The sequence below is a fragment of the Vagococcus vulneris genome (assembly GCF_003950515.1).
In the GTDB taxonomy this organism is placed as follows: Bacteria; Bacillota; Bacilli; order Lactobacillales; family Vagococcaceae; genus Vagococcus; species Vagococcus vulneris.
In genome coordinates this window covers 16449-41960 of sequence record NZ_NGJS01000012.1, presented here as the reverse complement: position 1 = coordinate 41960, position 25512 = coordinate 16449, and the positions used below count along the sequence as shown (strand labels likewise).

Sequence of the window (25512 nt, the reverse complement as noted above, 5' to 3'; positions counted from 1 at the left end):
TAGCAGTTTAAGTAAACTTTATGATTCTTTTACCTTCTCCATACGTTTAGTTAATATCTTTGGGCCTGCATAACAAAGATGTAGTAACGGACAAGCCTCACATTTGGATTTTTTGGCCGTACAATGGTATCTGCCAAAAAAAATCATAGTATGATGTGCTGTAACCCATAATTCGCGTGGAATTTTACATTCAAGTGTTTCTTCAACTTCCTTCACTGATGCCGACTGTTTGCAGATGTACAGTCTTTTACTCACTCTTTCGACATGTGTATCCACAGCGACCGCTGGAACACCAAAACGATCGCCCGCCACAACATTTGCTGTTTTTTGGCCAACCCCTGGCAGCTTTATTAATTCAGTAATTGTTTGAGGAACTTTTCCATCATACTCTTTGGAGATGACTTTAGCCGTTTTTATGATATTTTTTGCTTTATTTTTATAAAGTCCAATTGTTTTAATTAAATCCATCACATCTTCTAATGAAGCATCGGCTAAAGACCTTGCATCCGGATATGACTCAAACAATGCGGGTGTAGCTTTATTGACGGATACGTCTGTCGCTTGGGCACTTAAGATAACAGCAATCAAATAATGAAAATCCGTATCTGCTCGCAACTCACCCTTGGCTTCAGGATACATATCGCGCATCAAACCTAATGCTTCCATCGTCTTTTTTTTTGATAACATATTTATTCACCTCTTTCGTTCGGATTAAGCCAATTAAATAGAGGAACATCTGGTAAAATCTCTTCTTGTGTAGTCTGACCTCTTTTTTCATCAACTGCTTTTAAACGTTTTTTCTGATCCTCTTGAATCTGCTGCTTCGATGTTAAATTTTTTCGTTCCCAAGATAGTAGAATACGATCAATATATTTTAGACTATATGCTTGATTTAAAACAGCTTCCCGTAAAGCTAATAAAATAATGTCAACTTGATAATGATCATCTGTCAACCACAGATTTATCGTTTCTAGCTCCATTGGAGATAAAGGACGGCCAAATTCTTTTTCAAATTGTTGAAATAGTTTGGATACTTCATTATCATGATTATTCTTTACCTGTTTATTCTCATTTTGATTTTTTGCAAGAATTATTTTATCAAAAATTAAAGTAAGATCATAATAGTCTTCTTTTTTTTCTTGTTCATTAATTTTTGTTTCAATTGATAAATATTTCTTATTAACCATTGTCTGAATTAATTGAAAAATCTTATCCGTACTATAACCTGTATAATACGATACATCGCTTAACTCAGGAAAATAGATTCCTTGTTGGTTATACTTCATTAATTGCATAAATAAAATAAATTCTTCATCTGTCATACCGATTATTCGGTAATAATCTAAAATAAAATTAGAAATTACTGTTTGTTTAACAGTTAATAAATATTTTAATGTTTGATCCATAAAACACACTCCGTTCAATAATTATTATACGTGAAAAAAGAAAAAACATATAGAATTCAGTTGTCCGAATTCCATATGTTTATTTTTATAAATTTCATGATTAGCTGTTATCTATTTATTTTGTTCCAAATAAACGATCGCCTGCATCTCCTAAACCTGGAACGATATAGCTGTCTTCATTTAATTTTTCATCTAAACCAGCGACATAAATATCTACATCAGGATGTGCTTCTTGCAAAGCTTTAATTCCTTCAGGTGCGGCTACTAAGCAGACAAATTTAATATTTGTTGCACCTCGTTTTTTTAGTAAATCAATAGCCATAATAGCTGATCCGCCAGTTGCCAGCATCGGATCAACAACTAATAATTGACGCTCAGCAATATCTGCCGGTAATTTAACAAAGTATTCAACAGGTTCTAAAGTATCATGATCGCGATACAAGCCAACATGTCCAACTTTTGCTGCCGGAATTAATTCGAGCATGCCGTCTACCATACCAATACCGGCACGAAGAATTGGTATAATCGCCACTTTTTTTCCTGTTAATGTTTTTTGGATACTTTTACAAATCGGTGTTTCAATTTCAACATCTTCCAAAGGCATGTCGCGTGATACTTCATAAGCCATTAACATAGCAATTTCATCAACGACTTCTCTAAAAACTTTAGTTCCGCAATTTTTATCTCTGATAATAGTTAACTTGTGTTGGATCAACGGATGATCAATTACTTGAAATTTTCCCATGTTAGTTCGCTCCCTTAAATTTTTATCTAATCTATTGTAACGGAAAAAAAGGCAATTGACTAGTCAATTGCCCGCTTTTTACTTATAAAGTGGATTTTTTTTGACTAATCCATCAACATGTTCTCTTACAGACGCTAGTATTGACTCATTTTCATGGTGGCGTAGCGACTCAACAATCAGCATTGCGACTTTTTCAGCATCTTCTTCACTAAAACCTCTCGTAGTAATTGCTGGTGTACCAACTCGGATTCCGCTTGTTTGAAAAGGACTCAAACTCTCGAAAGGAATTGTATTTTTATTGACTGTAATATTAACACTATCTAAAATAGCTTCAGCTTGCTTCCCTGTAATGCCGAAACCACTGACGTCAACCAATAATAAATGATTATCCGTATCCCCGCTAATTAAACGAGATTCTTTTGCCTGGTTAAAGACCCTTGCCATTACTTTTGCATTTGCAATAACTTTTTTTGAATACTCTTTAAATTCTGGCTGCAAAGCTTCTTTAAAAGCAATAGCTTTTGCAGCAATAACATGTTCTAACGGACCACCTTGAATACCTGGGAAAATAGCACTATTTATTTTTTTTGCTAAGGCTTCGTCATTTGTCAAGATTAAGCCGCCACGTGGTCCTCTTAAAGTTTTATGTGTCGTTGATGTAACTACATCTGCATATGGTACTGGATTTTGATGTAAACCGCTCGCTACTAACCCAGCAATATGAGCCATATCCACCATAAGTTTAGCATCAATACTATCAGCAATTTCTTTAAATTTTTTGAAATTAATTTCACGTGAATAAGCACTCGCTCCGGCAACAATTAATTTTGGACGATGTTTTCTTGCTAAAATCGTTAAGACATCATAATCAATAACCTCAGTTATCGGATCAACTCCGTATGATACAAAATTATAGGTTTTACCGCTAAAATTAACAGGTGAGCCATGGGTCAAATGACCTCCTGATGTTAAATCCATACCTAATATTGTATCTCCCGGTTCTAATAACGCCATATACGCTGCTGTATTGGCTTGTGAACCAGAATGCGGTTGAACATTGGCATAACTTGCTCCAAACAATTCGCACGCTCGATCAATAGCTAATTGCTCAACAACGTCAACAAACTCACAACCACCATAATATCTGCGTTCAGGATAACCTTCTGCATATTTATTAGTTAATACACTACCTTGTGCATGCATTACGCCTTCAGAAACAAAATTTTCTGATGCAATCAATTCAATATTATTTTCTTGACGATTTTTTTCCTGATCAATTGCTTCCCAAATTGCTATATCCTCTTCACGATAGTCTTGTGTCATACTAGCACCCCTCATCGATAATATTTTCTCTATTGTATCATAAATTCTCAATTTCTTTGGTTGAATACACTTTTCCTCCGGCTGCTTTATTCAAACGATTCATGTAAGCCGTACCTTCATCGACTTCCGGATAAACTTCCGCTAAAATAACATCTAAATTTGGCTTTAAACGGTCTAAATAACGTAATCCTGCAAACAAATTTTTTGCAGCTTCACTAACACTTTTTTCATCTACCGATAACTTAAAAGTCGCAACATCGGCAGAAGAGTATAACTTGTTAACTAAGTCTCCATGTGCCAAGATACCAATTGCTTTATTATGTTGACTTAATTTTTCCACACAGTCTAACCATACTTTTTCAGATAGAGTATCAATCATAATCACCGGTGTATCAGGTGAATAATGTTTATATTTCATACCAGGTGATTTAGGTACCTCTTGCTGATCAATTAAATGTTTATCAATTAAAACTGGGCCGATTTCGGTCTCAATCTGTTCTTTTGTAATCACACCAGGGCGCAAAATTGTCGGTAGAGCTGTCACAGCAGACACGTCGATAACGGTTGATTCAACACCAACACGGCAAGGCCCATCATCAATCACCCCATAAATTTTTCCAAACAAATCATCTAACACATGACTTGCCTGAGTCGGACTTGGTTTTCCTGACGAGTTAGCACTTGGTCCGACCAGAACTCGACCAGATTGTTTTATCAAATCACGTGTCACCTCTTTATCAGGCATCCGAAAAGCCGCTGTTTCTAATCCACCTGTTACTGCTTTTGGCAGACTATTTTCATCTTTTAGTTTAAAAATCAACGTGAGTGGCCCTGGCCAAAATGTATCCATTAATTTTTGGGCATCAGCCGATATCTCTTTAACAAACGGTATAAGTTCTGATTCACTTGATACATGAACAATCAGCGGATTATCGCTTGGTCGACCTTTTGCTGCATAAACAGCTTTAACAGCATCTTCATTTAGTGCATCGGCCCCCAAGCCATAAACCGTCTCTGTCGGAAAAGCAATTAACTGACCTGCTTGAATTGCCTTTACCGCATCATTCATATCATTTAGTTTTAAAATTTTTGTCTGCATATGTATAACTTCCTTACTTAACCAACACGAACCAATCGATCATGTTTGTTTAAATCTTTTATCACATCAACTTGTTTTTCTGGAAACGCCTGTTGAAAAATCTTTTTTACCGCATTTCCTTGTAAATAACCGATTTCTAAATATATTTTACCTTTTGGTTTTAAGTGATACTGCGCCTCTTTTGCGATATCCTTATAAACAGCTAATCCGTTATCTTCAGCAAATAAAGCTGTATTTGGTTCATATTCTTTCACACTTTCATCCATCACCGCCTCTTCAAAGTATGAAATATAGGGCGGGTTTGAGATGATAATATCCAATTTTGAACCTTTGTATTGTGTCAAAACATTACTTTCAATTAAATCAACATCAAGTGCTAACTTTTTAGCGTTGTCAGCAGCAACAGATAACGCAGCCTTTGAAATATCAATTAGTGTCACATGCCAATCCGGTCGGTTTAACTTCAATGATAAACCGATAACTCCAGTTCCAGTTCCAATATCAACAACGTTTAAAACAGGGGCTTTATTTTCTTGCAAACACAATTCCACAAGTTCTTCCGTTTCTGGTCTGGGAATAAGGGTGTCAGTGGTCACTTTAAATCGATTTCCATAGAATTCTGTCGATCCGATAACATATTGCGCCGGTATTCCAGAAACAACTTGAGCAATATCTTCTCGAAATTGTTTTAACTCAACTGGTTTCATAATTTTTTTAAATGACACTAAGAGCTGTGTTTTATTCCAGCCTAATCGCTCAAGTAGGAGATACTCAGCTAAAAATGCATCCTTCCCATTTTCTTTTAAAAAAGAAGAAGCCCACTTTAGGACTTCAACGTAAGTTTGTACACTATCCATTCAACTTCTCCAATGCTGCTGTTTGATCATAAATAACTAAAGCATCAATAATTTCATCCAGTTTCCCAGCTAAAATCTGGTCTAGTTTTTGGATTGTCAAACCGATTCGGTGGTCTGTCACCCTATTTTGCGGAAAGTTATATGTACGGATACGTTCTGAACGGTCCCCAGTACCCACCGCAGATTTACGATTGGCATCATATTCACTTTGATTTTCGTGTTGCAACTGATCATATACGCGTGCGCGCAAAATTTTCATGGCTTTTTCACGATTTTTTAATTGAGATCGTTCATCTTGCATTGCCACAACAATACCGGTCGGCAAATGTGTCAAACGAACAGCAGAAGCGGTCTTATTAACATGTTGTCCGCCGGCACCACTAGCATGGTAGATATCCACACGAATGTCTTTATCTTCTAAGTTTAATTCGACTTCCTCAGCCTCGGGCAATACAACAACTGTTGCTGTTGATGTGTGAACACGACCTTGAGATTCTGTCGAAGGAACACGTTGCACACGATGTGCACCACTTTCATATTTTAATTTCGAGAAAACACTGTCGCCCGTAATCATAATTGTCACTTCTTTATAACCACCAATATCAGTAATATTCGCATCCATTACTTCAAATTTCCAACCTTGAGCGATAGCATAACTTTGATACATTTCAAATAAATCTCCGGCAAATAAAGCTGCTTCATCTCCGCCGGCAGCCCCACGGATTTCCATAATAATATTTTTACCATCATTTGGATCTTTAGGTAACAATAATATTTTCATCTTTTCCTCAAGAACATCTTTTTCTTCTTTCAAATCAGATAATTCTTCTTTAGCCATTTCTTGTAAATCGGCATCTAACTTTTCTCCCAACAACTCTTCTGTTTCAGTAATACCGCTGATAACTTGTTTATAACGGCGATAAACTTCAACTGTTTCTCGTGTTCCTGCTTCTTCTTTCGATAATTCCATAAAACGCTTTGTATCAGATATTACCTCGGGATCGCTTAATAGCTCGCCTAATTCTTCGTAACGATCTTCCACTGCCTGTAATTGATCAAACATATTTTTTCTCCGTCTCCTTTAATTTTCCTCATCACCTAGTGTAACAGTTTTTTTGGTATCGCCACAAGGGGGATTCACATAATGTTTACGACATACTGGAAAATATGATTCATTGCCACCAATTTGAATTTGGGCACCATCATAAACTGGCTGATTATTATTCATACGCAGATTCATTGTCGCCTTTTTATGACAAAACCAGCAGATCGTTTTAAGTTCTTCCAATTTATCAGCATATAATAATAAATATTTAGAGCCTTCAAATAATTCATTTCTAAAATCATTCTTCAAACCGAATGCCATAACAGGAATACCTAATTCATCAACCACGCGTGCCAACTCAATGACATGATGTTTTTCTAAAAATTGCGATTCATCAACCAAGACACAATATGGTTTGAATGGTAATCTTTGAACAGTCTTATACACATCTGTTTCGCTAAAAATCGGTATTGCCTCTCTCCTTAGACCAATACGGCTTGAAATGATACCTATTTCATCTCTAGTATCAATCCCACTAGTCATTAAGACAACATGTTTATTCTGCTCTTCATAATTATGAGCGACCTTTAAGATTTCAATTGTTTTACCGCTGTTCATTGCTCCATACTTAAAAAATAATTGCGCCATCCTGCTACCTCCGTATCTTCTATGATAGTATACTTGATAATAAAAAAAAAATCATCTAGAAGACGTGTAAAATGAAGGATAAAAAGATGAAACGCTTTACTCTTTTAATTTTGTAAGTTATAGTTTAATTACTTATTAATTATAAGTATAAAAATTATTAATTAACAGTGAGGAATGAATTATGTCAAATGTATTAGTTATTAAGTCACACCCTTTATCATCAAAAGATTCTAAATCAATACAAGCTTTAGAAGCTTTCTTAGATGGATACCGAAGTAGCCATGCTGATGATACTGTTACTATTTTAGATGTCTATAATGATTATGTACCGGAAATTGACGGTGATATGTTAAGCGGTTGGTCAAATGCAGTACAAGGTATTGAGTTAACTGAAGAACAATCAGCCAAAGTGGCTCGTTTTGCTGAATTAACTGATCAATTTCTAGCAGCTGATAAAATTGTTATTGCTAACCCATTATGGAACTTAAACATTCCAACACGTTTAAAAGCTTGGATAGACACCATTAATGTCGCAGGTAAAACTTTTAAATACACTGAAACCGGTCCTGTTCCATTAACTGAAAATAAAAAATTATTCCATATTCAATCAAGCGGCGGTATGTACGATGGTCAAGATCCATCATCTCAATATATCGAAAACATCTTTGCTTTTATCGGTGTAACAGACAAAGGACAATTATATATCGAAGGCATTGATCATCATCCAGAACAACGTGACGAAATATTAGGAAAAGCATTGGCTGAGGCACACAAAGCCGGCATCAATTTTTAATAAAAAAAATCCATCTGACTAATGTTTGCTCAAAACTAGTCAGTGGGTTTTTTTAGTTTATCGATAATACACTATTACGTAGGTGAATAGCTTCTTTAGGAAAGTCAGTATGGAATCCTTCAATTTTTTCCATCAACAGCCTTTTCATAGTTCGCTGTTTATTAACAGTCCATGGTCTCACCAGCTGCCCACATGCTTCAATATGCGTTTTGTTATGCGTTACAGCGAAATAATGCGGATGAATCGCATTAATAAATTCAGTCGCACGAGCCTGCTGTAACTCACTTTGTCGTCCTTCCATAATCCAAGCTTTATCTGTTTTTTTATCTATCTGGTGTAATCTTTCTAAAGTTGCCAAATTAAAACTTGAATAAATAAACGTAAATTGTTGTGACTGCCCATTCATTAATTCATTAACTATCGTCTCAATTCCATCGTAAGAATAAATATCTGTTTTTAATTCAATATTCAAAACACCTCGATAGTTCAGTCTATTTAATAAATCGCATACCTCATTTAATGTTGGTATAGGTTCAGAGAAAAACTCTGTTGAAAACCAACTACCCGCATCAGCTTGCTTAATCTCAGTTAAATTTAATTGATGAATAGCCCCCTTTTTATCAGTTGTCCGATTAAGCGTCTCATCATGAATGACAATTAGTTCTCGATCTTTTGACAAATGAATATCAATTTCAATTCCATCGCTTCCTATTTTGACAGCTTCTTCAATTGCTGCCAAAGTATTTTCCGGATGAGTTCCTTTACTGCCACGATGTGCGAAAATCTTCAAAATTTTCCCTCCATTTTACCATTTGAACGGTTTGATTACTTCAACACTTGATTAATATCTTTAGATACTTGATTGATCGTTTCTTTTTCATCGTCTCCATTATAAATGCTGTCCATATCTACCTCAATAATTTGGCGTGCGTCTATAATCACATTAGTCAATACACCTTATGTTGCAAGAATATTTTCAGTAGAATGCAACTGAACAGCAGTCAGTTTCATTGCCGGATTTTTTTATAAGCTGTTTTTAGACGTCTTCTTCATAAGCTAATGTATTTACTGGAAATAGCTCATGTCTAAATGCCATTTCTCCTGAATTTTTGGCGTTATTGTGTATTTCATGAAATCCCACGCACCATCAACTTCAGCTTGCGTTTTATTTTTTGTAATCCATACACTTGCACCACCGATTGCTACACCGATGCTATCTTTTGCTTCAGTATGAAGTAAATACCCGATGCCAACCTCAAAATATGCAGTACCAAAAATCTGCTTAGCAACTACAGATGAATTAATAAACATAGCGAGCTCTTCGCGTAAGAAACCAGCTGACATATTAGTACCGTTTGTTCCGTAATTGACAAATGTCTCTTCTTAAATCATGTCTGTCACCCATTACGTCATCTGAATAATGTTTTCATTATTAAATGTGACTTCTGTCGGTGTTCCTATTTTGTCATATTCCCGCCACAGTCCATAACAGCGTACTCTTACCACAACCTGAAAGACCAACTAGCACGAAAAAATCCCTTTGGATTTACATATAAACTGATATCATTTAGTACTTTTTTCTGTCCATTAAATGATTTAGAAATATTTGTCAATTCAATTACTGTCATAAATTTTATCCTCCCTTTAATTACCTTCAATTTACCACCTGCTCGTAAAAATTAAGTAAATATTTCGTTGTTTATTGAAAAAAGTTGTAAATTATCTTATTGTTACTTTACATTATTTTAAAAAGATAAAAAGACTTCGAACAATTAACAAAATTATTTAAAGGCTTTTAGCATTTTTTATTTTGAAATAATATCTTCTTTCAGATGGTCACTATAAATTTAATATTTCACAAAGATTAATTTCTTGTAGAGACAAATAACAAATTCATTAGCTGAACGAATCTCTAGTTCAATATTATTCAGATGGACTAGTCTCGAAAAAATTTTCTCATATCTCTAATATCTACCTTTCAACACAAAGATTATTATGGACTGCGTTACTTACCATATCCAACAGATACTTTGTCTGATTTGATAGTATCAAAAAAGACAGATAACCGCATGGATTATCTGCCTAGATAATATTAACTATCGTATTCTTTTAATTTTATATAGTCTTTAGGTTCATACAATCCAGATACTTCTTGGTACCATCTAAAAGTATGCATCACGATGACTTTAATTGCGGCATATCCTGGTATTCCTAAGATGACACCAACAACACCAAATAATTTTCCGGCCGTTAATAAAACAAATATAATAGTTAGGGGATGAACATTTAATTGATTGCCTAAAACTAATGGTGAAATAACTTTCCCCTCAAGAGTCTGTTCGATAACAAACACTACAATAACAGCCAACAGCATCTTAGGTCCGCTGACCATCGCAAGAACAATAATTGGTATCATCGCCAGTGCTGAACCTAAAAACGGTATCAGATTGAGCACTCCAGCTAAGATTCCTAACGTCACACTATAATCCATTCCAATAATCGAAAGTCCAATCATAAAAATAAGTGCCACACCGATTGCCACAGTAACTTGCCCACGAACATAAGAAGATAGAACATTATTGATATCTTTTAGTATTCGGCTTGTTGGTTCTCTAAATCGTGTTGGAAGAAACTGAGTTGTATAAGGCATTAATTTCTTCCCGTCTTTTAGTAGATAAAACAGAATAAACGGAACCGTCACAATAGTTACGACAACGCTAGCAACCGCACCAACAATACTCCCGATACCTTTAAATGCATTACCTGATATTGATTTAGCTGCTGTACTTGCTAATTTACTGATTGAATCGGTAAAATCAGTAATAGATTTTTCAATCGATGCCCCGTATTTATCAAATATCGGCATATTCAATATCTCTGATACTTTAGTTTCAATCGTATGCCAATAGACTGGCCAATTTTTAATAAAACTTTGTGTTTGATTTTCTATTTTGGGAATTAAAATTAAAATGCCCCATGTAATCAAACCAATAATTAAAACAAAAAGAATAGTGATTGTAATTATTCGACGTATGCCACGACGCTCCATAATATCCACAATCGGATTAAGTAAATAATAGAGTAATCCAGATATCACTATTGGCAAACCGACAATTCCGATAAACTGTGCAATCGGTCTAAACAAACCAGATACTTGCTGGAAAAGCATAATGGTGATTAGTGATAAAATGATAATTAGCAGTCCTGTGACTAATTTATTGTTTAGAAACCACTTATCAAACCATGTTTTTAATCCCGATTGATTATCATGTTCTGACATAAAACTCCCTCCATACTATGAAAATGTGATAACTGTACCTTCTGAAATGATTGGCATTTTATGCGGTTCAACATAAAGTGCATTAGCAATTTGATTATCAGTAGGTACCTCTTGAAAGAAGATCGATGTATGTGATAAATCATTTAGGTCTCGATTTGCTAAAGGACCAACAAATTTAATGGTATATGTTTGATCATCAAAAGAAATAGCATCACCTATTGATAAATCAAAAGATGCATTTTCTTCTACTTCTTGCAGTACACAAAATTCAGATAGATTTGGTGTAGCGTTAGTATTAAATAAAACAACTAAATTATCTTCTGGACTTAAAGCCTGATTGCCCACATTTTTTACAACTGATTTAATCATGGTGTATCTCCTCGTAATTATATTTTTTAACCGTACTACACATCATTATAGCATAAAACATTATTGGAACTAGTATTTTACTTTAAAGTGGCAGCTTAGTTAAAAACAGAAAAATTTTATTAAGATAGGTTTCTTTTCATAAAAAAAATGAGTATGTTATAATCGACTTAATCAAATCTGAAAGGGTGTTCACATGACTAAAAAAATACTATTAGGTAGTTATACACGCAGAGAAAGTCAAGGAATATATACGATTGACCTTAACAACCAGATATTAGAAAATTTATCATTATTGATCAAAGAAGATAATCCAACATATTTGGATACAACAGACAATTATTTATACAGCGTGACTAAGGATGGTGAAAAAGGCGGTATTTCAGCTTATACACGAAATCCAGACGGCAATTTGACCTTTATTAATAAAGTGACAGCCGTTGGTGCACCGCCATGTTACGTTGCAGTTGATAATAAGAGGCAATTGGTTTACGGTGCCAACTATCATCAAGGAATTTTAAAAAGTTACCGTATTTTAAAAGATGGCGGTATTGAATTAGCTGATACAATTCAACACGAAGGAACTGGCCCCCATGAAAACCAAGATGGACCGCATGCACATTATATTGATTTAACTCCTGATCATCGGCTGGCAGCCTGTGATTTGGGCAATGATACTGTCTATACTTATGACGTGTCTGATGATGGTCATTTAACTGAAGCTGCTTCTTTTAACGCTCAACCAGGTTGTGGTCCAAGACATCTTATTTTTCATCCGAATAAAGAAATTGCTTATCTTTTTGGCGAGTTATCCAGCGATGTTTTTGTTCTAAGATATGATAAATCAACTGGTGCTTTTACTCAGTTGCAAGCTATCTCAACACTACCCGAAGATTACAATGATTTTAACGGCGGAGCTGCCATTCGTATCTCTAAAGACGGAAAGTTCGTCTATGTCTCAAATCGTGGACATAATTCTATTGCCGTCTTCAAAACAGATAATCAAGGGGAACAATTATCATTAATTCAGCATATTTCAGTTGAAGGTGATTTCCCTCGTGATTTCAATTTAAGTCCTGATGAGACGCATATTGTTGTCGCTAACCAGAACAGTGATAATCTGACATTATTCAGTCGCGATACTGAATCGGGAAAATTAACGTTACTGCAAAAAGATGTTTACGCACCCGAAGTGGTCTGTGTTAAATTCGTCTAAAAAAACGGCTGACCCAAAAATGGTCAGCCGTTTTTAATTTAATTAATAGCCTTTTGTTAAATCTATTTTATTACGAATAATGTCACCAGTTTGTTCAAATAATTGTAGATTTTCTTTAAAAATTGGAAATAAACGGTTAAAATATTGATCTGTCGATCCTGCTAAGTGAGGAATAATTAAAATATTTGGTTGTTCCCATAAATCACTTGTTTTAGGAAGAGGTTCGTGCTTAACAACATCTAACCCAGCAAAACTGACAATTCCTGTTTGACATGCCTCAATTAAAACCGATTCATCAACAGCACTACCCCTGCCGGCGTTTATAAAGATGACACCTTTTTTTACCATCTTAAAAAATTCCCTGTTAAAAAAGTTTAAAGTTTCATTCGTTTCTGGTAAAAGTGATATGAGGATATCAAATTGACTCAGCTTGTTTGGTAATTCTTCATGTTTAATAATGCTATCAAAATAATCATAGTTCTGACCGCTTCGATTAACACCAGTCACTGTAACATCAAACACACTTAATGTTTTAGCTAATACTTGACCAATATGTCCGGTTCCCAAAATAACAATTTGCTTACCAGCTAAATCTGTGGTTGGCAATGCATGCTGCCATTCTGCCACTTCTTGATTTAAAATACTCTGTCTAATCTGACGAGTATATGCGAAAATCATTCCTAAAATTGATTCACTCATTTGCTGCCCATGAATACCGCTAGCATTTGAAAGGAGGATGTTTTTTTTAGCCAATAGTGCTTGGTCAAATTGATTTACACCAGCTGACTCTGCTTGAATCCATTTTAGATGACTATCAGTTAATTTCAACAATTTTTTTCCCAAAGATGCAGACCAGCCGTACATAATTTCGATAGACGGATAATCTGCCGTCTCTAAATCCTGTGCGTATGACACTTGATAATTTAAAAATTCCTTTTGCAATTCAGTCACTTGATTTAATGGGATATGTTTTGCTACAGCCAATATCTTTTTCACGATTTTATTACCTCCATAATTTGTTATAATTCACCACTTTTAGCCAGGCTTCAGAAATATTTTACTATTAATCTACCACTCAGATTTCACTAAAACTCTTAGATTCTCAACATTCTAGATTCGGGTGTATGTATCTTTAATTGCTTACATAATCCTTTTTAATCCTTACTTTTAATTGACTTTCTAATTCTTTTCTCTTATGTTTATTGATTTCATTAGAGTTGCCTCAATCTTATAAATTACTTTGTTTATTTAATAAAGTATATCATATTTTTTCTTTTTATTATTACCTGCATAATTATCAATGAGCATTTTATTATTATAATATTACTCTGCTTTGCTTATCTTGACACTGTGATATACTAAAATAAATAATTAAATTTTCAGAAAGAATGGGATAATTTATGATTTCAGACAAACAACTAATTGACGATTTAACAGCCATTACATTGGATATTTTAAAGAAAGCCGATGTTAAAGAAGGTGATATATTTGTACTCGGCTGCAGTTCCAGCGAAATAATCGGCAAATATATCGGTAAGGCTACAAGCGCTGATATTGGCGAAACAATTGTCACTACGCTATATAACTTACTAACAGAACGTGGAATTCGTTTAGCTGTACAAGGGTGTGAACACATTAATAGGTCACTGACGGTTGAATCGATAACTGCTAAAGAACAGCCTTATGATATTGTTTCTGTTGTACCTATTTTAAAAGCCGGAGGTGCTTGTGCTACAGCTGCCCATAAGATTATGAATCAGCCCGTTCAATTAGAACATATCACTGCAAAAGCTGGTATTGATATCGGTGACACAGCTATAGGTATGCATATTAAACACGTACAAATTCCAATTCGGCCAATTTTAGACACGCTAGGTGAAGCTCATGTTACTGCTCTCGGCTCACGACCAAAACTAATCGGTGGTGCTAGAGCCAACTACATTTAAATTAATCAAAGAAAGGTATTGAATGACACTTTGAATTCAATACCTTTCAATTCTTTTATAATAGTTTTCAATATAGTTTTTTATTTCTTCATACGTTTCATCCATCAAATGACTGCCCTTTATTAAATAAAATAACCGCTGATAATCAGAATTGATATGACGATACGACAACTCCGGTGGAATAGCCTTTTTCGAGACGATACTTTTACCGATACCTTGTTTTAGCAATCCGATAATCATATCATTGTTTTTGACCAGTATATAATTAGGATTTATGTTATTTTCAGTTAAATATCGCAAAGTATAATGATAAACACCTGACTCTTTCTCTCTGATCAGCCAACGAGAACTTTCTAAATTACCAGCCAGTACTAATTCATCCGATAACAGGGGAACTCTTTCAATTCCTTGTGTTTGTAATGGTTTCTCAATAAATCCCAGATGGATTTCGTGACGTTTAATACTATCTAACACTTCTTCCGAGTTTCCCATACTCAATTCAAATTGAACCGTTGGAAAAGCTGCTAACAAATCTGGCATTAAAGCCGGTAAATAGTAACTGGCAAATGTATTAGAAGCACTCATACGACAAGTCACTTGTTTTGTTTCTTGTTCTTGCATTAATTTTAATGTATCTTGCCAATCATCTGATAAATCTAATAAACGTTCATATAAGATCTCAGCTGCTTTTGTCGGTCGCATCTCTGATTTACCCATACGTTTGAACAAGACACAATTTAACTGTAATTCCAGTTGCTTAATTTGATTAGATACTGCTGGTTGCGACATAAATAATTCCTCAGCTGTATGTGAAAAATTCCTAGTTTCATAAGCTGTCTGAAATGTCTGAAGTAATTTAAACATCTAATTAGTACCACCTATACTATTTAATTTATTTATAGTATATATAGTAATAATTAATTTTTCAAATAACTAAAATATTTGTATACTTGAACTATTAAATGACAAATGAAAGTGTGGCATATATGAAACAATTAAAAAAATCTTTTTTACCTGGACTTATTTTATCTTTTATTGTAGCTTGGGTCAGCAAAGGAATTGCTATTTTCTTACCCACCCTTGGCGGTGCAACAATCGCTATTCTGCTTGGTATTCTTTTAGGCAATACAATTTTTAAACAATCTTTTTTAGGCAGAGGAACAAAGTTAGCCGAAAGCAAGCTTTTAGAATGGTCAGTCGTATTATTAGGAATGACGGTAACATTTCAAACAATTTCTACTTTAGGATTGAACGGCATCGGCTACATCATTGTTCAAATGACAACAACCATTGTCGGAGTTTACGTCATTGGACACCAATTGAATTTTTCTAAACGCATGACACTTTTAATGGCGGGTGGCAATGCTGTTTGTGGTTCTTCAGCCATTGGTGCGATTGCTCCCGAAATTCACGCTGGAGAAGAAGAAAAAGGTCAAATCATTACCTTAGTTAATTTACTGGGGACAATCCTAATGCTACTTTTACCTATTCTTGCGACTCAACTCTATCCACAAGAAGTTATTACTCAAAGTGCTATGATCGGTGGCATACTACAGTCTGTCGGACAAGTTGTGGCAAGTGCTAATATGGTTAGCCAAGATGTAGTTACCTACGCAACACTTTTTAAAATTATGCGAATAATTATGCTTGTAGCTGTCGTCTATATTTTTGGTAAAATCGCTGATAAAGACACCTCAGCTATGACTGAAACGTTTAATAATCACGCAGAACAACCAACTAAAAAATTTAAGTTGCCTTTACCTTGGTATGTTTTAGGCTTTTTACTCTGCTGTTTATTAAATAGTTTTGTTTCTATTCCAACAATTGTTAGTCAAATATCACATAGTATCAGCGGTTGGTTTGAAATTACCGCATTAGCTGCAATTGGTTTGAGATTAGACTTCAGTCGTTTCTTTAAAGAAGGAAAACGATTTTTAATATTTGGTCTGTCAGTAGGCGTTCTTCAAGTTATTTCAGCAATTATCTGGATTTTTATTTTTCACGTCAAATAAACAAACGCATCTTAGTCAAGATTTTTGGCTAAGATGCGTTTTATTTTATTGATAAATAGCTTTTATAGGATCCATTTTCGCCGCATTGATCGCCGGGATAACCCCAAAGAACAAGCCAATTCCAGCTGAAATACCCGCAGAAATTAATGCCATTTTTAGACTGACAATTGCTTCCATCGGCGTCAGCCAAGTAATTAGCGAGGCAATTCCCCATCCAAGTAAAATACCAATAATTCCACCTATCAACGTAATAAATGCCGCTTCCAATAAGAATTGTGCTAAGATACTAGAAGGTTTTGCTCCAATTGCACGACGAATACCAATTTCACGTTTTCGTTCTGATACCGACACATACATGATGTTCATAACACCAATTCCGCCGACCAGCAACGAGATAGCTGTGATAAATATTAGGCCCATTACAATTGTTTGAAGCATGCTTTCCATTTCTTGACGCATTTCTTCATTTGATTTATCTTCTTCAAACACTCCCACCAAATCAGGATGACTTTCTTTCAATAGTTTATTAGCCTGATCAACAACCGCTTGTCGATCAGCACCATCTTTAACTCGCAGTTTAACAGCATTAATTGGCTTACTTTTAGCCAACTCATTAAATGCTCCCTTAGGAACAGCATTCAAAAAGTCTGTTTCACTTGAAACCATCATGCCACTATCTTCATTTTTTTCTTTAATACCAACCACTTGAAATTTTAAGCCGTCTACATCAATGGCTTTTCCCAAAATTTGTTTTGGTTCTTGTATCTGTAAAGCATTAAGCATCGTGTCATAAGTTAATATAATCAAATACTTATTTGTATCTTGCGCAGAAAAATCACGACCATAAGCCACCTTGTTTTCGCTGGCACTCTTGCTAGCCATAATCATGGCTGATCCTTGTTTTTCAAAAAAAGCAATATTACTATCGATACTCTGAACGGATGAGCCAAAACCCATACTGTAATCAGCTGATACATTATCAACATTGTCCAAACGACGAAGTGTTTTCATGTCAATTAAGCTAAAACCAAATTCATCAAATTCTTTACTGGCTGCTATTTCATCATCAGTCACATCTACTTTATATTTCAGGCGTAATGAATTTGCATCAGCTGATTCCAATAGTTTCAGACTGCTTTGTTTCATTCCTTCACCGATTGAAGAAACTGTTACAACCGCTGTAATCCCGATAATAATTCCGACCATCGTCAAAAACACACGTAATTTATGCGCCCTGAGGCTTAGAAATGTACTAAGCAATAGATTTTTAAGCATTTTCAAACTCCTCCTCTGTTAAGAAGAGACCGTCTTTCATATAAACAACACGCGAAGCATATTTACGCATATCTCTGTCGTGAGTAACCATGACGATGGTTTTACCTTCTTTATTTAATTCTGATAATATTTCCATAATATCACGGCTTGTTTCACTGTCGAGCGCACCTGTTGGTTCATCAGCCATAATTAAAAGTGGATTATTGACTAAGGCTCTGGCAATTGCTACACGCTGCTGTTGTCCACCAGATAATTCAGTGGTTTTTGATTTTTCTTTTCCAGTTAAGCCGACCATCTCTAAATATCTTTTTGCTACTTTTTTTCTTTCTTTTTCACCGCGTTTCCCTTCATAAACCATCGGTAATTCAACATTTTGAGAAACATTGAGTGATTGAATTAAGAAAAATTGTTGAAAGATAAAGCCAATGGATTCATTTCGCAAATGTGATTTTTGATTTTCATTTAATTCAGATGCGTCTTCGCTATCAAAAAGATAGTCTCCGTCTGACAACTTATCGAGAAATCCGATAATATTCATTAGTGTTGTCTTTCCACTTCCTGATTTGCCCATAATCATCAAAAATTCACCACGTTCGATTGTTAAATTTAAATCTTTTAAAACATGCAATTTTGTTTTACCCATAGGAAAATATTTATTAATACCAATTAATTCAATCAACGGTGTCTTTTCGTCAGTGTAAGTCATATTACTTCGCCTCCCCTGACATTGATGAATCCATTACATCACCTGGTGAGTCAATCATATCTCCTTCTTTTACAGGTTTATCAGATGACATGATCACTTTATCTAATGATTCTAAGCCACTAGTGACGACAATTTTACCTCTCGTAGCTCCTTCGTCTGTTGTTGTTATTTCTTTACGTAAGACGGTGCCAAAATCATCCACAAGAACATATGATTTCCCATTCTCTGTTTTAACAACTTCTTTCGGAACTTCAATTTTTTCATCATTCAATTTAATTGACGCTTGCACGTGGTAGCCTTCTTTAATATCTTTACCATCTTTAATAGTTAACTTAACGATGTAGTTTGACATTGAGCCGCCTTGACTAGCTGCACCGCCTGCTCCTCCTCCGGCATCTCCTGCTCCCTGAGCATTAGAAGCTGGCGTGTTAGCAATATAAACAATTTCACCTTTATACAACTTATCTCCGGCAATAGTTTTAACATCTGCAGGTTGTTTTTCTTTAATTTTTACCAAGTCTCGTTCATTAACCTGACCTTGGACATAAAAGTCCGTTGAAGTTAGAGTTAAAATAGCGCTGTCTCTGTTTTGCTCTTGAGGAATTGATACTTCACCTGCAAAAGGAGCGGTTACTTGATTGACTTGTTTATTAGTTAATTCATTAATTTGTGCTTGCAATTGATTCATTTTCATATCAAAGCTGTTTAGATCATACTCTAATTCTATACTTTCGCGAGTAGCAGCTGGCGAAGCTTCTGTTTCTACACCCGCTTCACTTTCTTTGAGTCCTGTTGGAGCTGCTGCTTGACCGCTAGTCAATTCTTTTATCTTTAAATTCATTTGCCTTGCAGCCTTCTCTTTTTCAGCTTGAGTGGATTCAATCTGATATTTTAAATCAGTTATTTGTGTGCTAGTCGCGTCATCTACATATTGATAAAGCAAAGTGCCCTCTTCCACATAGTCTCCATTTTTGACTTTCAACTCTCCAAGCTTGCCTAACGTTGTATCTTTTGTAAACTCTTTAGATTGGACTGGCGTTACAACACCATTGATAAAGACCTGATCAATATCTTTAACAGTATAAAACTCAATCTTATTTTCTGGAACTGCTGGTTCTGGCGCCGATCGCATACTGAAAATAGTTATTCCAGAAGCAATTACTGCTAAAAAAATTCCACTGCCGATTAACACCTTACTTTTCTTTTTCATACTGACAACTCCCTTATATTTATATAATTTATTTTATACAAATCTCAAACAATCCGCATGCGACCTTAGACTTATGTTTCGTGTTATTAAATAATTTATTTGAACGTCACAACACAAACGTAGCGCTTTCAAATTTAGAAAGTAATACGCTGCAAACAATAGAAATAATTGACTTTAGTGGCAGATGAATCCATTTTTTATGACATAAAAAACGTTTCCTGCAACATAACAGCAAACGTTTAACTTATTTATTCAACAACTTGAGCACTCAAAGTATTTTTAAAATGTGTCAGCGCCCAAGTATGCCCAATCTCATCAAAACTCTGTACACAGGATTCATGTATTACAATTGAATACCCTAGGTTATAAGCGTCTATAGCTGTATGAAGCACACAAATATCCGTACAGACACCCGTTAAATGAATCGTAGTAATCTTTCGTTCCCGTAAGCGAATATCTAAATCCGTTCCGCTAAATGCAGAATAATGACGTTTGTCCAACCAGTATACCGTTTCTAAATCAGAATTATCTTCATAAAGCTGATGTAGCGTTCCGTACAAACGACGCCCCTCTGTCCCGATAATATTGTGAGGCGGAAATAGCCGACTCTCAGGATGATAGCTGTCTTGTGCGTCATGTCCATCAATCGCAAACACAACATAATCATTGTTTTTAATGAACTGTTCTGTCAACTTACTTAAAGCCTTCTCGATTGATTGACCTGCTTCTCCCGTTGTTAACTTTCCGTCTGTTGCAACAAAATCATTCGTGTAATCAATTGAAATAAGAGCTTCCATATTATTTAACCGACCTCCTGAATTTTTACAATTTTTTTAGTAGCGCCAATACAAGTTCTGCAGATTTTTTTCCAGCCTCGATGATAAATTCATCAAAATTAACACTAGCATTTTCATCACCTGTATCACTCATTGCACGAATAATAATAAATGGACAATGAAATTGATAAGCAGTTTGTGCGATTGCAGCACCTTCCATTTCATTTGCTAATACCTTTGGAAAATGCTCCTTAATCTCAGTGATTTTTTGCTGACTGCTGACAAATGTATCACCAGAAACAATTAAACCAGTATAATGAGTGATACTAAGCGAATCTGCTACAATTTTTGTTTTTTCGATTAAGGTTTGGTCTGCCTCATAGTACAAAGGCATTTGCGGCATTTGTCCATAATCATAACCGAAAGCTGTTACATCAGCATCAAAATATGCTAACTTGCTGGAGATAACTAAATCACCGATAGCTAAACCTTCACCGATACCTCCTGCTGACCCAGTATTAATGACAGCATCTACATGATAATGGCTCAATAATAAAGTTGCTGTCACAGCAGCCAGTGTTTTACCAATTCCTGAACGCGTTAAAACAACTTCATGACTGCCGATTTTCCCAGAATAAAAATTTGCACCGGCTTCTTGCCATTCTTTTTTTTCTGATAATTGAGCTGCCAACAAAACTATTTCTTCTTCCATTGCACCTATAATACCAATTTTCATCTTTCACTTACTCCTTTTATAATCTAAATACTGCATAAATAGTAATGGCTAATAAAATACCGACAATGATGATTGCCATATTTAGCCAAGTATTCCTTTTTTTATTCTTTTTAAACGCACGAACACTTTCTCGTGTCAAAATTTGCGGTTCTGAATCTTTTTTTGACGGCTTTTCGGCTGATTGACTGTCAATCGGATTTGATCTATCATTCTTTATCTTACTCTTTTTTTCTTTTCTATACATATGGACTCCTCTTATTTGCTTTGCATTTCCAAATATAATATAGCGTATTGCGTTTTGGCATCACATATTTCACCTGAATCAACTCTTGCTTTCGCTTCTTCTAAGCTTAATTCGATTAATTCAAGAAACTCATCATCATCTTGCGGTAAAGCCTCAGCAGTAGAAATTTTATATAAACCAACGGCTTCATACAGATATAACCACTCATTAGAAAAACCTGGCGATGATACAAATTTTGTAATAAAATTCATACTCTCACAACGATAATGCGTTTCTTCCTCTAATTCTCTCATGGCTGTAACCAGTGCATTTGGTTCATCTTTTTCAATTTTCCCAGCAGGAATTTCTAAAATGGATTGTTCAATCGCTTTACGATACTGCTTAACTAAAACCAGTTTATTTTCGGGTGTAACGGCGATAATTCCGACTGCTCCTTGGTGAAAAACCAGTTCTCTTTTTGCCCTTTGACCATTAGGCAAGGATACATCATCTACCACTACTTGAATAACCTTTCCATTATATATTTCTTGGCGAGTAATTGTTTTTTCTTCAAATTTATCCATGGTCATTTTCTCCTACTATATAAAGTATGTTAAAATAATAATACCTTTATTTACTAGCCTTTTCAATCATATTGTCGGCTTAGAAAGAAATCATTCTTTCGACTGATATACAAAAATAAAGAATGTGCTACTATATTTTTATACAGCGCTGCTGCCAAATAAATACATTTAGGAGTGGAATAACATGTCTTATAAACAGCATAAATTTAAATCTTTAATCCCTACAATAATCATTATCGGTTCATTCATTTTAGCAGAGCTTTTTGAAGACTCTTTTATGGGCCCAGTTTTCTTTTTAATTGCGCTAAGTTCACTAGTCTGGTCCACTGTATCATGGGTGAGAAACCGACAAAAAAGAGAGACATCTGTCGGCTTAGATATACCTAACTTATCTAAAACTAAAGAAGATCACTATCGCGAATTAGGAATGAGCAGCAGTGAAATCGACTATTTCAGACACACCATGGCTGAAACAAAACAACAAATTCAAGTACTTGAAAAAAACATGACAGATGTCACTAAATTACGGACGATAGACTTAAAGTGCCAAACTTTAAAAGCTACTAAAGCTATCTTTAAAGAATTAGTTAAAGAGCCGAAAAAATTGCATCAGGCGAATGATTTTTTATACACTCACTTGCCAAATATCGCTGAATTAACTGAGCGTTATGTTGAAATCAATGATCACGACATAAAGAATAAACAAACGTATGATGCCTTAACCGAATGCGCAAAGGCCATTGAGGATTTATCACAACTGATTGTACTTGATTATAATCAATTAGTTAAAGATGATTTAGATGATCTTGATGTTGAATTAAAAGTAGCGAAACAAACTGCCGAACGAACGGTCAGTGATACTGAATATAAAGGAGATAACAATTAATGACAGACGAAATTAAAAAAACAGAAGATCTTTCATCAACTACACTTGATGATTTGCTCAGCAACCCATTTGATATGCCAATCAGTCCAGATACCAACCAACACATGTCGACGGCGGCCGACAATCGAATGATAAATAAATTATCTGTTGAGAGGCAGGAACAAGCTAAAAATCTGGCACAGCAGATTGATACAAATGACAGTCAATCTGTTTTAACATACGGTGCAGCAGCACAACAAAAATTAAGCGAATTTTCGCATACGATGTTAAATCATGTTCAGACTCAAGATATTGGTCCAATGGGTGATACTTTAACAGATTTAATGTATCGCTTAAACGAAGCCAGTCCTAGCGAATTAGAGGCTAGAGACTCAAACGTATTTAAACGCTTATTTGGTAAAGTAAAACAATCAATTTATGAAACGACTGCAAAATACCAGAAAATCGGTGCTCAGATTGATAAAATCGCTGTAAAATTAGACCGTGAAAAAGATGGTTTGTTACAGGATAATATAATGTTAGAACAGCTATATACCAAAAACAAAGACTACTTTGATGCTTTGAACATTTATATCGCTGCCGGTGAAATAAAAATTGAAGAACTACAAACAGAAACCATTCCTGCTGCTATAAAAAAAGCGCAAGAGACCGGCGACCAAATGGATGCACAGATTGTCAGCGACCTAAGTCAATTTGCTGATCGCTTAGAAAAACGAACCCACGACTTAAAATTAGCACGACAAATAACCATTCAACAAGCACCACAAATCCGTTTGATACAAAATACAAATCAGGCATTGGCTGAAAAAATTCAGGCATCGATTAATACAGCCATTCCACTTTGGAAAAACCAAGTAGCAATTGCCTTAACACTGTTACGTCAAAAAGACGCGGTCACTGCTCAAAGACAAGTATCCGATACAACAAACGAACTGTTAACACGCAATTCAGAAATGTTAAAAATTTCAGCAATTGAAGTAGCTGAAGAAAACGAACGAGGTATTGTAGATATTGATACATTACAAAAAACACAAAATGATTTAATTGAAACCATCCAAGAAACATTGCGCATTCAAAAAGAAGGTAAAGAAAAACGCCGCAATGCAGAAATCGAATTAGCTGGTATGGAAGAAGATTTAAAAGATCGCTTATTAGAAATGACAAAACAATAAAAAATACCGGACGTCAGGCCATCACAACCAGTCGTCCGGTATTTTTTTTGCCCATAGCGGCAATTTTATTAATTCAAATTCTTTTGGTGCCAAATTTGTTACTGTGATACCTAATAAACGGATTCCTTGGCCAACAATATCATCAAATTCTTCCCACAATTGTTTAGCATAAAAATATAGATCCTCTTTTTTACTCACATAATCTGGCAAAGTTACGCGGCGAGTAAATGTATCAAACGTCTTATCACGCACTTTTAAAACAACTGTCGTGCCGTGTAGCCCATTACGTTCTAATGATTTTTCGACATCCGCTGCCAAATAGCGCAGTTTACTAATGACTTCTTCTTCTGTAATTAATACTTGCCTAAAAGTATCCTCCCGCCCAACTGATTTACGGTCGCGCTCAGCTTGAACGGGAGCATCGTGAATACCGCGAACTTTACGATAAAGCGAATAGCCCATCTTACCAAATTCACGAATTAAATCCATTTCACTTTGTTCATATAAATCTGCACCTGTATAAATTCCCATCTCTTGCATTTTTGGTACTGTTTTCTTTCCAATCCCATAAAATTTTTCAATCGGGAGCTTCTTCAAAAATTCTTCAGCCTGATCAGGCATAATAACTGTTAACCCATGAGGCTTTTCATAATCTGATGCTAATTTAGCTAAAAATTTATTATAACTGACACCAGCTGAACATGTTAAGTCTAACTCACGCCAAATGTCTAACTGAATCATTCGTGCCAAACGAATCGCACTTTTAGCATTCTTTTTATTGCTTGTCACATCAAGATACGCTTCATCTAATGACAATGGTTCGATGATATCAGTGTATTGATGAAAGATTTGATGTATTTGCTTAGATACTTGAGAATAAAGTTGACGATTGCCCGACACAAAGTTTGCAGTCGGACAACGTTCAAATGCCTCTTGAGCACTCATCGCAGAATGAATACCAAATTTTCGTGCTTCATAATTTGCAGTTGTCACAACACCACGACCACCTGTTTCGCGCGGATGTCGAGCTATTACCAGCGGCTTACCTTTTAATTCTGGATGTTCACGCTCCTCAACTGATGCGTAAAAAGCATCCATATCTATATGAATGATTTTTCGAGACGTATCATTATTTAATGGAAATACTAAGTCGGCGGCCATACCTTCACCTCCAATTATTTACCCGTTTTGTCTATTAAGTAAGTATA

29 protein-coding genes are annotated in these 25512 nt (G+C 35.2%); 6 read left to right on the top strand and 23 right to left on the bottom strand.

The features are described 5' to 3' along the window. Positions 1–18: 18 nt before the first annotated feature. The 8 genes from nth to CBF37_RS08555 form a co-directional block, all read right to left on the bottom strand. Positions 19–687, bottom strand: a complete 669-nt coding sequence (gene nth, locus CBF37_RS08590) for an endonuclease III (protein ID WP_125984341.1) — start codon at positions 685–687, stop codon at positions 19–21. Positions 688–689: 2 nt separating this feature from the next. Continuing rightward, entirely contained in the window at positions 690–1406 is a 717-nt protein-coding gene (locus CBF37_RS08585) for a DnaD domain-containing protein (protein WP_125984340.1), read from the bottom strand. A gap of 115 nt (positions 1407–1521) precedes the next feature. Continuing rightward, positions 1522–2151, bottom strand: a complete 630-nt coding sequence (gene upp / locus CBF37_RS08580) for a uracil phosphoribosyltransferase (protein WP_125984339.1) — start codon at positions 2149–2151, stop codon at positions 1522–1524. Between the two features lie 78 nt (positions 2152–2229). Next, positions 2230–3474 (bottom strand): serine hydroxymethyltransferase, encoded by a 1245-nt coding sequence (gene glyA / locus CBF37_RS08575; protein ID WP_125984338.1) that lies wholly within the window; start codon positions 3472–3474, stop codon positions 2230–2232. Between the two features lie 37 nt (positions 3475–3511). Further along, positions 3512–4573, bottom strand: a complete 1062-nt coding sequence (locus CBF37_RS08570) for an L-threonylcarbamoyladenylate synthase (protein ID WP_125984337.1) — start codon at positions 4571–4573, stop codon at positions 3512–3514. 17 nt (positions 4574–4590) lie between these two features. Next, positions 4591–5430, bottom strand: coding sequence for a peptide chain release factor N(5)-glutamine methyltransferase (prmC, locus tag CBF37_RS08565; RefSeq protein ID WP_125984336.1), 840 nt, complete (start codon positions 5428–5430; stop codon positions 4591–4593). Then, positions 5423–6493: a peptide chain release factor 1 gene (gene prfA / locus CBF37_RS08560; protein ID WP_125984335.1), complete on the bottom strand. Its 1071-nt coding sequence runs from the start codon at positions 6491–6493 to the stop codon at positions 5423–5425. The genes prmC and prfA overlap by 8 nt, the downstream gene beginning before the upstream one ends. Before the next feature lie 18 nt (positions 6494–6511). Beyond that, positions 6512–7123: a thymidine kinase gene (locus CBF37_RS08555; RefSeq protein ID WP_125984334.1), complete on the bottom strand. Its 612-nt coding sequence runs from the start codon at positions 7121–7123 to the stop codon at positions 6512–6514. A gap of 181 nt (positions 7124–7304) precedes the next feature. On the opposite strand from CBF37_RS08555, the gene CBF37_RS08550 reads away from it, so the two are divergent. Further along, complete coding sequence (locus CBF37_RS08550; RefSeq protein ID WP_125984333.1) at positions 7305–7916, top strand: FMN-dependent NADH-azoreductase; 612 nt, start codon at positions 7305–7307, stop codon at positions 7914–7916. 52 nt (positions 7917–7968) lie between these two features. Here the strand turns inward: CBF37_RS08550 and CBF37_RS08545 are convergent, their stop codons facing one another. The 5 genes from CBF37_RS08545 to CBF37_RS08530 form a co-directional block, all read right to left on the bottom strand. Further along, positions 7969–8706 (bottom strand): glycerophosphodiester phosphodiesterase family protein, encoded by a 738-nt coding sequence (locus tag CBF37_RS08545; RefSeq protein ID WP_125984332.1) that lies wholly within the window; start codon positions 8704–8706, stop codon positions 7969–7971. 275 nt (positions 8707–8981) lie between these two features. Next, positions 8982–9260: an extracellular solute-binding protein gene (locus CBF37_RS08540; RefSeq protein ID WP_125984331.1), complete on the bottom strand. Its 279-nt coding sequence runs from the start codon at positions 9258–9260 to the stop codon at positions 8982–8984. Between the two features lie 155 nt (positions 9261–9415). Continuing rightward, positions 9416–9544: a hypothetical protein gene (locus tag CBF37_RS11875; RefSeq protein ID WP_276309149.1), complete on the bottom strand. Its 129-nt coding sequence runs from the start codon at positions 9542–9544 to the stop codon at positions 9416–9418. A 464-nt stretch (positions 9545–10008) separates the two neighbouring features. Continuing rightward, positions 10009–11196: an AI-2E family transporter gene (locus CBF37_RS08535; RefSeq protein WP_125984330.1), complete on the bottom strand. Its 1188-nt coding sequence runs from the start codon at positions 11194–11196 to the stop codon at positions 10009–10011. A 15-nt stretch (positions 11197–11211) separates the two neighbouring features. Then, positions 11212–11565, bottom strand: a complete 354-nt coding sequence (locus CBF37_RS08530) for a PTS glucitol/sorbitol transporter subunit IIA (RefSeq protein WP_125984329.1) — start codon at positions 11563–11565, stop codon at positions 11212–11214. A gap of 193 nt (positions 11566–11758) precedes the next feature. Here CBF37_RS08530 and CBF37_RS08525 point away from each other — a divergent pair, with 193 nt between their 5' ends. Continuing rightward, positions 11759–12778 (top strand): lactonase family protein, encoded by a 1020-nt coding sequence (locus tag CBF37_RS08525; protein ID WP_125984328.1) that lies wholly within the window; start codon positions 11759–11761, stop codon positions 12776–12778. Between the two features lie 42 nt (positions 12779–12820). On the opposite strand, the gene CBF37_RS08520 is transcribed toward CBF37_RS08525, so the two are convergent. After that, entirely contained in the window at positions 12821–13774 is a 954-nt protein-coding gene (locus CBF37_RS08520) for an NAD(P)-dependent oxidoreductase (protein WP_165866673.1), read from the bottom strand. Between the two features lie 404 nt (positions 13775–14178). Between CBF37_RS08520 and CBF37_RS08515 the strand changes: the two genes are divergently transcribed. Continuing rightward, entirely contained in the window at positions 14179–14724 is a 546-nt protein-coding gene (locus CBF37_RS08515; RefSeq protein ID WP_125984326.1) for a TIGR01440 family protein, read from the top strand. A gap of 36 nt (positions 14725–14760) precedes the next feature. On the opposite strand, the gene CBF37_RS08510 is transcribed toward CBF37_RS08515, so the two are convergent. Further along, on the bottom strand, positions 14761–15588 hold the full coding sequence (locus tag CBF37_RS08510) for a LysR family transcriptional regulator (RefSeq protein ID WP_125984325.1): 828 nt from the start codon (positions 15586–15588) through the stop codon (positions 14761–14763). 98 nt (positions 15589–15686) lie between these two features. Between CBF37_RS08510 and CBF37_RS08505 the strand changes: the two genes are divergently transcribed. Continuing rightward, on the top strand, positions 15687–16736 hold the full coding sequence (locus CBF37_RS08505; protein WP_125984324.1) for a YeiH family protein: 1050 nt from the start codon (positions 15687–15689) through the stop codon (positions 16734–16736). Positions 16737–16781: 45 nt separating this feature from the next. Here the strand turns inward: CBF37_RS08505 and CBF37_RS08500 are convergent, their stop codons facing one another. The 7 genes from CBF37_RS08500 to CBF37_RS08470 all read right to left on the bottom strand — a co-directional run bounded on the left by CBF37_RS08500 (position 16782) and on the right by CBF37_RS08470 (position 22252). Beyond that, positions 16782–18011 carry an ABC transporter permease gene (locus tag CBF37_RS08500; RefSeq protein WP_125984323.1) on the bottom strand — a complete coding sequence of 410 codons (1230 nt, stop codon included), beginning with the start codon at positions 18009–18011 and terminating at the stop codon, positions 16782–16784. Further along, complete coding sequence (locus tag CBF37_RS08495) at positions 18004–18717, bottom strand: ABC transporter ATP-binding protein (protein ID WP_125984322.1); 714 nt, start codon at positions 18715–18717, stop codon at positions 18004–18006. The genes CBF37_RS08500 and CBF37_RS08495 overlap by 8 nt, the downstream gene beginning before the upstream one ends. Position 18718: 1 nt before the next feature. Beyond that, a complete protein-coding gene (locus CBF37_RS08490; protein ID WP_125984321.1) occupies positions 18719–19927 on the bottom strand; it encodes an efflux RND transporter periplasmic adaptor subunit in 1209 nt (402 codons plus the stop codon). Between the two features lie 248 nt (positions 19928–20175). Further along, positions 20176–20724, bottom strand: coding sequence for a cysteine hydrolase family protein (locus CBF37_RS08485; protein WP_125984320.1), 549 nt, complete (start codon positions 20722–20724; stop codon positions 20176–20178). A gap of 25 nt (positions 20725–20749) precedes the next feature. Next, entirely contained in the window at positions 20750–21439 is a 690-nt protein-coding gene (locus tag CBF37_RS08480; protein ID WP_125984319.1) for a 5'-methylthioadenosine/adenosylhomocysteine nucleosidase, read from the bottom strand. 16 nt (positions 21440–21455) lie between these two features. After that, positions 21456–21683, bottom strand: a complete 228-nt coding sequence (locus CBF37_RS08475; protein WP_125984318.1) for a hypothetical protein — start codon at positions 21681–21683, stop codon at positions 21456–21458. An 11-nt stretch (positions 21684–21694) separates the two neighbouring features. Next, on the bottom strand, positions 21695–22252 hold the full coding sequence (locus tag CBF37_RS08470; protein WP_125984317.1) for an NUDIX hydrolase: 558 nt from the start codon (positions 22250–22252) through the stop codon (positions 21695–21697). Between the two features lie 178 nt (positions 22253–22430). On the opposite strand from CBF37_RS08470, the gene CBF37_RS08465 reads away from it, so the two are divergent. Both CBF37_RS08465 and CBF37_RS08460 read left to right on the top strand, forming a co-directional pair. Next, the gene (locus CBF37_RS08465) at positions 22431–23132 is read left to right on the top strand and encodes a 5-bromo-4-chloroindolyl phosphate hydrolysis family protein (protein ID WP_125984316.1); all 702 of its coding nucleotides are present in this window, start codon (positions 22431–22433) and stop codon (positions 23130–23132) included. Then, the gene (locus CBF37_RS08460) at positions 23132–24304 is read left to right on the top strand and encodes a toxic anion resistance protein (protein WP_125984315.1); all 1173 of its coding nucleotides are present in this window, start codon (positions 23132–23134) and stop codon (positions 24302–24304) included. The genes CBF37_RS08465 and CBF37_RS08460 overlap by 1 nt, the downstream gene beginning before the upstream one ends. 21 nt (positions 24305–24325) lie before the next feature. On the opposite strand, the gene dinB is transcribed toward CBF37_RS08460, so the two are convergent. Then, positions 24326–25465, bottom strand: coding sequence for a DNA polymerase IV (dinB, locus tag CBF37_RS08455; protein WP_125984314.1), 1140 nt, complete (start codon positions 25463–25465; stop codon positions 24326–24328). Positions 25466–25512 lie beyond the last annotated feature (47 nt).